The sequence below is a fragment of the Trichodesmium erythraeum IMS101 genome, from assembly GCF_000014265.1.
Lineage (GTDB): Bacteria > Cyanobacteriota > Cyanobacteriia > Cyanobacteriales > Microcoleaceae > Trichodesmium > Trichodesmium erythraeum.
In genome coordinates this window covers 7,722,741-7,736,705 of sequence record NC_008312.1, presented here as the reverse complement: position 1 = coordinate 7,736,705, position 13,965 = coordinate 7,722,741, and the positions used below count along the sequence as shown (strand labels likewise).

At 31.7% G+C, this 13,965-nt stretch carries 5 protein-coding genes and 2 pseudogenes; 4 read left to right on the top strand and 3 right to left on the bottom strand.

Annotated features, from left to right (window positions below):
- The first annotated feature begins 3,070 nt into the window (after positions 1-3,070).
- Complete coding sequence (gene rpoD / locus TERY_RS24445; RefSeq protein WP_011614265.1) at positions 3,071-4,231, top strand: RNA polymerase sigma factor RpoD; 1,161 nt, start codon at positions 3,071-3,073, stop codon at positions 4,229-4,231.
- 1,683 nt (positions 4,232-5,914) lie between these two features.
- On the opposite strand, the gene TERY_RS24440 is transcribed toward rpoD, so the two are convergent.
- Positions 5,915-8,284: an IMS domain-containing protein gene (locus TERY_RS24440; protein WP_011614264.1), complete on the bottom strand. Its 2,370-nt coding sequence runs from the start codon at positions 8,282-8,284 to the stop codon at positions 5,915-5,917.
- A gap of 227 nt (positions 8,285-8,511) precedes the next feature.
- On the opposite strand from TERY_RS24440, the gene pdhA reads away from it, so the two are divergent.
- Complete coding sequence (pdhA, locus tag TERY_RS24435) at positions 8,512-9,543, top strand: pyruvate dehydrogenase (acetyl-transferring) E1 component subunit alpha (RefSeq protein ID WP_011614263.1); 1,032 nt, start codon at positions 8,512-8,514, stop codon at positions 9,541-9,543.
- A 335-nt stretch (positions 9,544-9,878) separates the two neighbouring features.
- A pseudogene (locus tag TERY_RS31865) lies at positions 9,879-10,683 on the top strand (IS630 transposase-related protein); the annotation flags it as partial.
- Between the two features lie 458 nt (positions 10,684-11,141).
- Here the strand turns inward: TERY_RS31865 and TERY_RS24425 are convergent.
- Positions 11,142-11,717, bottom strand: coding sequence for a TerD family protein (locus TERY_RS24425; protein ID WP_011614260.1), 576 nt, complete (start codon positions 11,715-11,717; stop codon positions 11,142-11,144).
- Positions 11,718-12,728: 1,011 nt separating this feature from the next.
- On the bottom strand, positions 12,729-13,298 hold the full coding sequence (locus tag TERY_RS24420; protein ID WP_011614259.1) for a TerD family protein: 570 nt from the start codon (positions 13,296-13,298) through the stop codon (positions 12,729-12,731).
- 198 nt (positions 13,299-13,496) lie between these two features.
- Between TERY_RS24420 and TERY_RS38025 the strand changes: the two are divergent.
- Positions 13,497-13,839 (top strand): annotated as a pseudogene (locus tag TERY_RS38025) (IS630 family transposase); the annotation flags it as partial.
- Between the last annotated feature and the right edge of the window lie 126 nt (positions 13,840-13,965).

The window sequence follows — 13,965 nt, the reverse complement described above, 5'->3', positions numbered from 1 at the left end:
GCCTAGATAATTTGACATCTAGTTCTTATTTATTTATTTATGTATAATTAATTCTGCACAACTACTTAATTATTTTGTAAAAAAGAGCTATTTTATTTTTTTTTCACTGAAAATTACAACGCCCTGGGATATCTAGATGACTAAATCCATAAAAAACATTCTTATATTTTGGGTTCAACTAAACCATACCTACCCCGACTGTTGGGGTAGCCTAAATAGGCATTGATATCAACCAATATGTTTAACTTCTACAAGGAGTAATAACTTTCTCTTTAAGCATAGTTTATAAGTAAATTGGTTTAACTATCTGTACAATAGCAATAAAAATTAAACTGGTGAAAACCTTTTGATAATTAGGTTATAGGTATTTTATCAGTTTTTTTATTTTCACCTTTATTGATACTTACGTACTTATTTGTACTAGAGTCATTTTATTTGTTTTTCCAATATTAATAAAATCTATTTTTAATACTTATGTTAGCTACTACTTTTTGGGATAATTTTTTCTATAGATTATTCTGTTTTTTTGAAAAATTTTAATTCCCTTGAAAAACATACTTACAGTTTTGAAATATAAATTTATAGCAATCAACAAAGTAGTAAAACATTAAAGCTACTAATATAAATATCTCTGACTCTATATCAATGAGATTAATATATTTTATCTGTAGTCTTTTAAGAACAAGGGCAAGTTGCAGTTGAGGCTTTATTTACGGGCTTTAATAAGTAATAAAATGGTAATTAGTTACTATTATTGTTTTCAAATTTAATTATTTGAGTGATGAAATAGAGTTAGGTGTAAATGGCATATTACTGTAAGTTCATTTTTGTTGCTAAAATTGAACATATTTAATAACATTGAATTCTAGGATTAGTCAATATCTAGCAAAGGTTTGACAAAACTTTGCTTAAAAAGTATTAAGGAAAATGTAATTTTTTTATTATTAAATTATCATAACTACTCTAGAAAAGCCTATTTTATGTACACAAAGTTGCTGCTTAGTCTGTATTATGACAGCTTAACATCAAAAACTTCATTTCTCTTAACGTAATATTTAGTTATATATTGCTAAAATTTAATCTAACTTGCATATGAAGAGTATTAACTACAATAAGATAAGTAAATTTATCATCTATCTAATAAGGTAGAAAAAATTAATGTGAAGCCTACTTTGACATAACTTGGGCTGAGAGATAATTTTTCTGTAACAATAGGATAGTTAAAAACTTTACTATTAAGAAATCTAGTATTAAGTTTATCTACTTATGTTTATTGAAGTGTTGGCATCTCATCACAGCACTTAAGACTAATCAAATATCCACTCTAAAGCATGAAAATAGAATGAAAAGGATGAATTAACATATACTGATGAATAAAAAATATAGAAAAAATACCAAAGATTAATATGTAATGACCATAGTGCTCGATCAAAAATAATAATTTTGGCATAATCTAAGTAGCGTTTAATAAAATAATCTGTTAAACTAAAAGATATATACCTACTGAGAGTTGTCTTTAATTAAGTTAGTATCTAGCTAAATAATTACAGTTATTATTGTAGTATCAATAGTATTATAGTGAAATAAAAAACTTGAGTTTGACCACAAACATAGAATTAGCTTCCCATAGTATATAGTCAGGGGAAAAACTAAAGTATGTAAATTCAGCTATAAGCAGTCATATCTAAGCAATAAGACTATTTCCATGAGGACAGTATTTAAATAAAAGTCAACTTTAAGGTTAAGGAAACCGACTTTCGTAGTTAAGATTTAATTAGAATTCAATTAATAAAGCTTTATATTACACCCTAAAAGTAATAGCTGATAACTTTCAGTTGAATGCTTACCTAAATTAATAAGATCCAGAAAAAATATCACAATTATGACATGTATACTAACAATATATAATAATATAGGAGTAAATAGAAAGATTCAGCAAAAGTATTGAAAACTTTAATTAGGAGGTTCAAAAAAAGAGAGTACAAACTTAAATATATATTATTCCCCTCCTTGGGAAAAAGATTTATGGCTAGAGTATAATTCTTTTTAAAGTTTCAGTACTTAGCTAAATTAGATATTATTATATCTAGTGGCATTATTAACTATAAGTATTGTAGCCTTTGCTGAATATGTGGGTATGACTTATATTAATTATCAATTGCTAATCTTATTGAAGAACAAATACGTAAGAGTGTTTATTTTCATGACCTTTTCAGCAACGTCTAATTCTGTAGTTAATTCCCTAATAGTTTCACAATAACTAATCACTAAATAAATAATATTTTGATGGTGTTGAATATAAATTCCTGGCAATTACCCAGACAGTATTCATAATTAGGTGAGGATAAAAGGATAATCAGTAAAAGTGCAAAGGTAAACCTAAATAAATCCGAATAGTTTTCATAAAAATAAAAACTCTTTGGATATGCTCAGATAAAAAATAGCTATTATCATAGCTTAAGCTATTAATTAATACAGTAGGCAGAATGTCAACTTAAAATAAACGGGGATAAAATAAGTTTTATAGTAAAACTCGCTTGTCTGATACCTGTATCAGAAAATTTTACTAAAAAGCTTGGGTTTAAAGCCCAGTAATCTTTTAGAGTAGTGATGAAAAACTACCTGCTACTGAAGTGGAAACAAGCTATGGAAAAATCAACACTATATAGGTTTCCCTTCTATAAGAGTGACTATAAAAAAGTTGAGTTGAGGTACTTAAAATGTAGAATATGATACTAGCATGACCATTAACCAGTCAGAAATCAGAACTCTGAAGACTGGGAAAAAGAGTCAATATTATGGTAATTTTTTTTATGATTGTGAGGTATAGTTTTATTACTAATCTCTATTCCCTAAACTGGTAAAATTTCTTGTAAAATTTTGTACCTCATAAACTTCAAAACTGCTGTCATAAAAGTAAGTCTTATTGGCAACCTAATGTAATTTCCCAGTTTCTATAAAAAAAACATAAACCTTATAGGTTTGGTCAATAGCTATACTGTCTTAAGATAGACAGAAAACTTCTGTAAAATAATTTATTCTTCAACTTAAGGAGCATGAGGAACGCGACATGATCCAGACTGACAAAGTAATTGAAACCACTATTCAGCCTCAGCTAGAATCTAGTGAGTTATTTCAGCCAACCCCTACCAGACAAGTAAACGATGAGTTAGAGATTTTAATTGGAGATAGAGAAGAATATATAGATGCTCAGTCTGATGAGGACGATCTAAAGTCTGGTAAAGTTGCTAAATCTCGTACTCGGACTGCGGGCAAAAAAAAGCATTATACAGAAGACTCAATTCGCCTTTATCTACAAGAAATAGGAAGAATCAGACTATTACGAGCTGATGAAGAAATTGAATTAGCCCGTAAGATTGCTGACTTACTAGAATTGGAACGAATTCGAGAAGAGTTAATTTATCACTTAGATCGAGAACCCCAAGTGAGTGAGTGGGCAAATGCAGTAGATATGGAATTGCCAAAGTTTAAGCGTCGCTTAATACTTGGGCGTAGAGCTAAAGAAAAGATGGTACAGTCTAACCTGCGTTTGGTGGTTTCGATCGCCAAAAAGTACATGAACCGAGGTTTATCATTCCAGGACTTGATTCAAGAAGGTAGTTTGGGGTTAATTCGAGCAGCAGAAAAATTTGATCATGAAAAGGGGTATAAATTTAGTACTTATGCAACTTGGTGGATTCGTCAAGCTATTACTAGAGCTATAGCTGATCAGTCTCGTACTATCCGTCTACCAGTTCATCTATACGAAACAATATCCCGAATCAAGAAAACTACTAAGCTTCTTTCCCAAGAAATGGGTCGTAAACCCACAGAAGAGGAAATAGCAACTAGCATGGAAATGACTATCGAAAAGTTGCGTTTCATTGCTAAATCTGCTCAACTTCCCATATCTTTAGAAACTCCCATTGGAAAAGAAGAAGACTCTCGACTTGGAGATTTTATTGAGTCAGATGGGGAGACTCCTGAAGATGAAGTATCCAAAAATCTATTGCGAGAAGATTTAGAAAGTGTTTTAAATAGTTTGAGTCCCCGTGAACGGGATGTATTACGGTTAAGGTATGGCTTGGATGACGGTCGAATGAAGACTTTAGAAGAAATTGGGCAAATATTTAATGTGACTCGTGAGCGAATTCGACAAATTGAGGCAAAAGCCCTTAGAAAGTTACGACATCCAAACCGAAACAGTATTCTCAAAGAATATATCCGCTAGAAAAGTTGCTTGGTTGTCTATTAGCTAGGTTTTTGAGCAATTAGCGTTGCTGAATAATGATATGAGTTGATATAGGTTGATTTTTTTGTGGGCAGAAGTTCAACTACATGTATTTACTAACTTATACTAGTGGTTGAGCAGTTTTCTCATGATAGGTAGATACTAGTGGTCTGTCTAGGAAAAAATCACGGGTTAATAAAATTTAAAAAGCTAGTAAATCAGTTTTTTGAGAACTGATTTACCTCTCAATCAAAGATTGACAGACTACTATGTTTAGAATACAAAGGGAAAAGTAAACAAAAGAAAAATTTAATAGATTAACTATCAAATCAATTTTGAGTGACTACTGGGAATCAGTAACCCTTAAAATTCAGTCAATCATCATACATTATTTAATACGGTTCAGTTAAGGATTTTTTTTGCAGTTCTGTAATCTGAAAAGCTTATAATTCTGTCTCCATAGTCTTTGGTCTTACCTGAATCGTATTGATATATAATCACAGTAAATAATTATAATATCACAAAGAAAGTCAGAAATAAGAAGTCAGAAAATAGGAAGGATTTAAGTAAAGAAATTATTTAAGAGTATATTGAGTCATACCAATTAAAAAAAAAGATTATTACAGTAAAATGGGCTTAAATCTATTAAGTGAAAACATTGAAATGATTTAGTTTCAGGGATTTTTATACTCAAGAAAATTTATAAATAGTCAAGGGTTTGAAAAATTTTGAGTCTAGTTTATTGTGGCACACAGTTCCATTAATATTGATATCACGCCTGGCTGTTAAGTTTAGGAGTAATTCTACAAAAGCAAAGCCCAAGGATGGGTTGACGTTTCACAGGCTGCTGCAACTAACTCTTTTGAGGATAGGTTATCTTTTTGGTGGTGCGTTTATTTTTTCTCAAGCTTCGCCTGTTTCTCCAATTAAAAATTTTTAAAATATACCCAAATCATTTCTGGTATTGGAATTGAGGTAGAAAGCAAAAATTTATCAATTGAAAACAACTGATTGACAATTCAAGGAGTTTATTAGATTTTAAGGGAGTAAATTGGCGATCACTAACTTATACTATTTATCAAAAACTTTTCTATATTTTATTTAGTAGAGTAGAAAAGTAGGGGGGTAAAACAGTATAAAGTAAGTAAACATAATAACAATTAACTTTAGATTAGCTAAAGAGAGTTAAAAAATATTTTTTTTATATTAATTATTTAATAACTGAAATTTGAAAAAAAGTTACCATTACTTATGAGAGTTAGTATTACTCTATTTGGTAACCCAATTTGTAGAAAATCATATACGGTAAACTGTGTAAGCATTATTAGAAATTCTTAGGGAATAATTTAAGGGAACAGTGAGTTTTATGTCTCTGGCTTAAAATGTCTTTTTATGAAGTAGGGAATAGATATAAATAGGAATTATAAATTAATACAGTTCAGCTAAGGATTTTTTTAGGAGTAAGAAGTTTATTTAAACTTACTATTCTCTCATAAGTCATCTATTCCCTGTTTATGATTATTAAACATCTATTGTTACTGATAATATACTCCACTATTTCATTTTAAAAATAGTGTTTTACAATCAAATTAAAATTTTGAAGTTAAATAAATTAAGTAGCAACATCAAAATTATTCACTTTTGATCTGGGATTTGCTGTGATAGTTACTTCTTCATTTCAAATTATCTCAATACCTTCCAATTACTAATTTGCCATTTTTGACTTTTACGAACTAAATCATAACGAACAAATAAGTTTTCATTGTTAGTATTAGTTAATCTACCATTGTCAGAATAAAACTCTACCTTTTCTATCACTTTAGCATCTACTTGAGCGAGATTAGAATTTGTATTACTCATCTTTATATTACTTATTTCTAAATCATGCTCATACCTACGGTATGACTTTTCTTGCTTCAGGGCATTAGCTGTAGGTAACCAACGAGAAAGTGCCGGTTCTACTAAAATATTTGGTAATTGTTCAATTTTATGATTAGGACCAAGAGCAGAAGCCTTGATATCTAACCAACTTTGAATTGTTCGCCTTGCTACTTCTTTTGTTATCGGTCCTGATGCTGCGAGGTTAACCCGATCAGGTTCTGGGATTTCTATAGGAGGCCTATCCAATTGTATCATCAGTTTTTCTCTTTCCCATCCTAAAGCATTTACTAACCAGCCGATAGTTTTAATTGTTAACAACCCAATAAATCCTATTAACAAAAATCCCACAATTGCGATTAATATTAAACGACCAAACTTAACAGGTTCTCTTCTAGCAGAAGTTCTACGTGAACTATGCTCTTGGATAGATTGGGGTAACCCCCCACTCTCAATAGATGTACTTTCATTAAACTCAGGTAAACCACTTATACTCTTTTCCCTAATTTTTCCTAAATAGTGACTAGAACTCTTAGTAGTTACTTGTTTTGGCCCACCTCTAGTAGATGATGATTTTTCTAATTCTTGAAGCAACCCATCAGAACTAGCCCCTAGTAAATTAGAACTTCCTTGACTTCCAGAAGCAACAATACCAGTAGCAGTAGCATCTACCCGAGAAATATCTTTATCCTCCAAATCTGATACATTCAACTTCTCAAGTTCCTTGGGGTCGAACATTTGTTTTTTATTGTGATTACTACGACGAGGCTGAACGACTACCCATTGATTAGCTACCTCTGCTTCTGTAGGTAAAGCTTCTAGATAAGCTTGAACATGTTGATCTGCAAAATAATCTTTCAAAGAAGCTGACTTGTCAGACAAATCACGGAAATGTGGAAAAACCTCCTCTGTCAACCAATGTTCAGCATAGAGACATAGACCTGGCAATAAATCTGGAGATTGTTGAGAATTTTCTTTAATAAAGGATAGAGGTTCATTTTCATGGCTAAGTTCTAATGAACGACTAGCTTCTTCAGTTTGCCCTAAAAGTAAAGCACAGACAGATTTCTCTAAATTTACATCTTGACTCCGACCCAATTGCATTAACATCAACTTAGCTTTACGAATAAAGGCTGGTTGTTTTTGAGCAAACCCTTGAGCTAAAAAAGTATAAACCGCTAGATATGCACCAACTGCGGAAGGGCGAAGGGCTTCTGCCTCAAATAACTTCTTTTGCTCTGCTGTAGTTAAGTATTGACGTAGCTGCTGAACAAACTTTAGAAAATCTTCTATCCCAAGTCCAGAGCTATCTTCACCTTGACCATCAATTCCTCCCCGTTCATTGAGCATATCTTGAAGAATTTCTAGTCCACGGCTACGGTCTAGAGCTATTTCCTCTGGTAGTGCTATTAGCTCCATTATTCTATAAGGACGTAGCTTATAAAGGTCAGCTTGTATCTCTCCTCGTATTTGGACAAATAGGTTTTCTCGTAGCAATAACCCTAGGCCAGCCTCTAAAGCTGTAGCTGCACTTTCGTATTGTCCTTGTTGCCATTCCTCTCTGCCCAATTCTAAATTTGCTAGAGCAACTGTAAGGACAACATCTGGCAAAACTAATGCTGGGTCTCCAAAACGTCCATCTTTAATAGTTATACTATTGTTAAGAAGATAAGGGTGAGTTATTTTTAATACTAGCTCATATTCTCCTAGCTCATGTAAAATTAGGATGGCTCCCACAAATTGTGGATATTCTATTTCTATACTAGGGGTATTAGAATGAAAATCAGAGGCAGCTTTAGTCTCTCTGTTTTGATAACTTGTCCTTTTTTTTAACTGTTTAGAAGCTATTTCCGGAAGAACTTCTCTAGTCTCCTTAAGTGTGGTTTCTTTTTCTTGTGCTTGATCAAAATTTATCTGAGAACTTGGATTGAGTTCTTCTACTATTGGCTCGTAGGTTTTAGCTAAAAAGTTACCATCATAGGTTTGACGTTGTTCAGGATCGCAAAGAACAGCATAAGCCTCATCTATAAGCTGTTTACGAGCAACTATTGTGGCTTCAGAATACTCCCTTCTAGGAAACTGCTGAGTGCGGTCTTGATGTGCCTGCCGCAACTGTTCAGCAGTAGCCTGAATTGGTAAACCTAAAATTCGATAATAATCTAATGGAATCCGCACAGTGCATTTCCTCAAAGGGGAGTTACTATACTAATTAATAATATCGCTTCTTACTTACTAACAGAGGCTTTATATTATTCTACAGCATTTTTTGTCATAAAACCAGTAAAATTTGTTTGCTGTAAGACACCATTCCCATATAAGCTAATAATTATAAGGTCATTTTAGACTTTTGCAAAACATTACACAAAATTTATCGCTTATTATACTACCTTAGGATGTATAAAATGATCCAAGAACGCACCGTACCTAAATTTGATACTAATAGTGTAAAAATCACTAAGGAAAAAGCATTAATTCTATATGAAGATATGGTTTTAGGGCGCTTATTTGAAGATAAGTGTGCTGAAATGTATTACCGAGGCAAAATGTTTGGCTTTGTCCATCTTTATAATGGACAAGAAGCAGTTTCTTCCGGTGTAATTAAAGCTATGCGTCAAGATGAAGATTTTGTTAGTAGCACCTATAGAGACCACGTTCATGCTCTAAGTGCTGGTGTACCTGCACGAGAAGTAATGGCTGAATTATTTGGCAAAGCTACAGGTTGTTCTAAAGGTCGTGGTGGTTCGATGCATATGTTCTCAGCTACGCATAATCTATTAGGGGGTTATGCTTTTGTTGCTGAAGGTATTCCTGTCGCGACTGGGGCAGCTTTTCAGAGTAAATATCGTCGGGAAACTATGGGAAATCAAGCGGCTGACCAAGTAACGGCTTGTTTCTTTGGAGATGGAGCTTGTAATAATGGTCAGTTTTTTGAATGCCTAAATATGGCTGCACTGTGGAAACTACCAATTATTTATGTAGTAGAAAATAACAAATGGGCAATTGGTATGGCTCACGAACGCGCTACTTCTGAACCGGAAATTTATAAAAAAGCTCATGCTTTTGGCATGGTAGGTGTAGAAGTTGATGGTATGGATATATTAGCAGTACATTCTGCTGCTCAAGAGGCTGTTGCTCGGGCTCGTGCTGGCGAAGGACCAACTTTAATTGAAGCTTTGACTTATCGTTTTCGAGGACATTCTTTGGCAGACCCTGATGAATTAAGAGATCAAGAAGAAAAGCAATATTGGTTTTCTCGTGACCCCATTAAAAAATTTACAACTTACTTAACAGAAAATAATTTGGTAGATGTTGCAGAATTAGTGGCAATTGATAAAAAGATTGAGAATTTAATTACTGAAGCTGTTGATTTTGCTACAAATAGTCCAGAACCAGGTTCAGATGAACTATATCGGTATATTTTTGCAGAGGATTAGTTAGTCGGATTATTGATTTAATTTTCATTAAGCTTGATGTCAAAATCAAGCAATTTTATTTCTTATTAAAATAGGACTAAAAATCTTTTCGGAAGCTAAATTATTCATAGATATAACACCATAATTTTTAATTTACCGTAAGGTAAATTTATGGTGGTCAATTAGTAGGAATTAATGTTCCATTAATTGATAAGTATAGGCTTTTTACTCCCTCTGGATTAATGGTAAAACTATAACTTGTAAAAGTTGTCATAGTAAACAAGTATATTCATTTAACTTAAGAATTAAACAAAAAGAGCATGAGATTGAAAAGAGAAGGTATGGGAGTAGAAATCATGGCTTGTGGTTTAGATTTAAGACAAAAATTAATAGTAATAATAGAAAATGGCGGTAGAGTCACCAAAGTGGCGCAAGTGTTTGGAATACGAAGAGGGTCAATATAAAGATGGCTCAAGAGAAAGGCAATGGCAGCAACAAAGGTAAAATATATCTAGCGTTCCCTAGATACAAGAAAATCCAGAAGCTAGATTAAAACAGAGAGCTAAAAAATACTGCAATTTTTAAGGACATCAAAAAAATGAAAATGACCAGAAAAAAAGAAGCACGTTATCGCGCAAAGAAGTAGATAATAATGGATAAAATATTATTAGGATTTACTGAAATTAATCAAAATATATGATGGTAAAAGTTTAGTATTCGTTTTGGAGTCAGGAATTGAAGAATTTCTAAATTGTATTTATGTGTAGTTAAAAAGAGGGAAAAAAATTTTTGGAGATAGGCAAGGAAAGAGGAAAAAAGAGAAAACTTAGTCCTTGGTAGAATAAAATGAAAAAAAGATTTAATCCCACCAATAATATTCACAGGAAGTTTAAATGCAGAAGGTTTGGAAGGCTGGTTATTCATATATTGATAACCATCATTAACTATCACATCAGTTTTGGTTATAGATAATGCACCAATTCATCGAAAAATAGTTATTAAAAAAATAGTTGAAGATGGAAATCATCAGGTCATATTCCTCCCTAAGTATTCTCATGATTTGAAGGATATTAAAAATAATTTTAGTGTCTTAAAGAGAGCAAAATGTATGCTAATTCAAATACAGCCTTAGATGAAATTATCTGTGATTATTGTGTGGCTGAATGTCTCATGCTTAACTTAAATAAGTATAAATATTATTATAACTATTTCCTGTTTTTTGTTCCTATTTCTTGTAAGTATCCAGATTTAAATTTTTATAAAAATAAAGCAATTACTAGAGTTAGATAATAGTTTTATTCATAATTTTTAATTTTCTTTAGAGATTAATAGCAAATTGGGGTATGTAAAGTATGCTTATCCCATGGCTTAATCTTTATATTTAGCAAAATGGCTGTAACTTGAAAAAAATACCCTTTCAATATTTTACGAGCTTGGTATAGTTTATCCTTTAAAATAATTAGTTAATAACTTATAGATTATAGCTAATTGCTAACAAATTTCATGCTTACACTTTTCCCTAATGTCTATAATTATTGATTAACTAACCAGTATTTTTAACTTTAATTTTTTAATTTTTTTTGTATTAGTTATTACTATACCAAAAATACTTTTTTTACTCATGAGTAAACGTATTTATCTACAAAAGTTTGTAAACCAGTATTGTATCCTGTTCCGACTGCTTGAAATCTCCATTCACTATTTTTCTTATAAAGACGACCAAATTCTATAGCAGTTTCTCTCGAAAAATCTTCTTCTAATTCATACTTTGTTATTTCTTCTTGAGTGTTTAAGTCATAAACTCTAATAAAAGAATTTTTAACTTGCCCAAAATTTTGCCTTCTTTTTTCTGCTTCATGGATAGTTACAACAAAAAGTAGTTCTTCAATACTCAAATTAACATTAGTTAAATCTATTTCTATTGTTTCATCATCCTGTTTCCCCTCTCCAGTTCTGTTATCTCCCCAATGCTTTACTGAACCATCTGGAGATTTTAAATTATTGTAGAAAACAAAGTATTCATCTTCTGGAATTTTTCCATTATCTCCTAACATAAATACAGAGACATCTAAATCAAATTCCGTACCTGTATCAGTAGGATTAACGTCCCATCCCAAACCAATAGCTACTTTTGTTAACCCTGGTGTATCCTTAGAAAGATTAATTCTGTGACCTTTACTGAGTTTAACAGACATTGATTTTCCCTCTCTTAATAAATAACTTTAATAATCCTTGAAAAAGATAATTTATATTAGTTTTGATTCATCATAATTATACTAAAATAATTTCAGTTATCAGTTATTAATACCTTGCATTTTAGTAGAAGGCTTTAAATGCTGAATTTTATTTTTGTATCTCTTTTCAAGGGGAGTCTTGACTCCTTATTTTTTTGTGATCATAATTCATAAGACTCAAGTTTAGCAAATAGCAGATTAATTAAACTTTGAGTTGAAGTAATATCTATAGCAATATGAAATGATTAGTAAAAAAAATTGTAAGAGTTTAGTTTCTAAGTCCCATTTGCGCTTTAGTTTACATAGCACACGCTTTAACTATAAAATATAACAACCTATAGGCGAATTGCTTTACAAAAAAATTGGGTCTAAAGCATTATCCATAAGCAGTCGACTTTTTAGTTATTTTTTTAATATATATGTTAGCCTAAATTTTAATTAATTAGGGCTGTCTAATTAATTCTCAAAGCATTGAAACAAATGTTGCTCAAGCAAAATTCTGAATGGGTGAAAAGTAGTATGATTTTTGTAGCTCAAGATAATGTATAGATATTATTTCAGGCATCTAAGAATAAAAATCAATGGCTCTTTGCCTCTGTGCCTCCGTGCCTCCGTGTCTTTGCGCTTCTGTGTCTCTGCGCCTCCATAATTCCGTACTGACCTCCAACAAACCTCACTCCATTAGACAATAGATGGGCTAACCCTAATTATTCCCGGGTGGGCAGTCTGGGACAAAAAACGGACTTACCAGGCAAGGGACTTGACTAGCATCAACTTTTGCCCTCGCGACAAATTATACAAGGCCTATAAAACGTCAACCCAGATGGGAACTTCTGCTCACAAAAACCTCCCCGCGCCTAACAACCAGGGAGGATGTCAACTATTAAGAATTCACTATAGCAATTCCCGTACTAATAAGTTAGAAAATTCATTTTTTTAGTAGTAACTTGATAAAGGCTATAAATAAATTAATTAGTTATATTTTTGTACAAAACTTTCTAAGCCAGAATTATAACCTTCTCCTACAGCTTGAAATCTCCATTCACTATTTTTTTTATACAGTTTCCCAAACTCTATAGCTGTTTCCCTAGAAAAGTCTTCTTCTAGTTCATACTTAGTTACTTCTTCTTCATTTTCCTCATCATAAATTCTGATGTAAGAATTTCTCACTTGCCCAAAATTTTGCCTTCTTTTTTCTGCTTCATATATAGTAACAACAAAAATAATTTCTTCAATTATCGAATCAACCTTTAATAAATCTATAGTAATAGTCTCATCATCTCCCTCTCCTTTTCCTGTACGACTATCTCCCATAGACTCTACTGAACCATCAGGAGATTTAAGATTATTGTAAAAAACAAAGTATTTCTCTTGAGGAATTTTGCCACTTGCTCCTAACATAAACACAGAAACATCAAGGTCAAAATCTGAACCTGTATCTGAAACATTTACATCCCATCCTAAACCTGCTACAACTTTTTTCATTCCAGGCGCTTCTTTAGATAGACTAATTCTTTCACCCTTGCTGAGATTAATACTCATAAATATTTCCTCAATTTATTTACTATTTTGAACTATTTTCCAAAACTTTTTAAGTATGGGATTTTTACACAACCTGCTATATAAGGGAAAAAATTTGGTTTGAACGTCAAAGAAAATTGTCATTCTAAATTCCCACATTTAAGCAATGATAATTATTCTTTGATAATGATTATAGATATATAGCAATCCTAAATCATTATTGAATTTATTAAATATTTGCAACAGCAAAGACTAAGAAAAAAATGTGCAATATTTCGGGATAGAGGCACTGATAATAATTTGATATAATTGTAAGAATATTTGATGACAATTAATCAAAATTTATCAGAAGAGGAATGGTTAATAAATTTTACAAGGTTTCCCCCGAATACCCCTGAACAAAACTCTATAGAAGATATTTAGTTTCCAGCCCAAAATTTTATAAAACAATCTTATCATTGTTGCAGTTCTTTGAAAATAGTTAAGTAGCTATTGAAGTTTCTTGGGCTATGGTCAAATATTCGACTTTCCTAAACTTTATAAGTATAGAATTTTGGCATAACCAATGAGCTGATTGATATAAATCTTATTTTCATTTGAGGAATTATAGATTTTTAAGGAATAGAGAATAGGAAGTAGAAAATAGAGAACAGAAAATAGGAAATAGGGAAAAATTGTACCTGAGAAA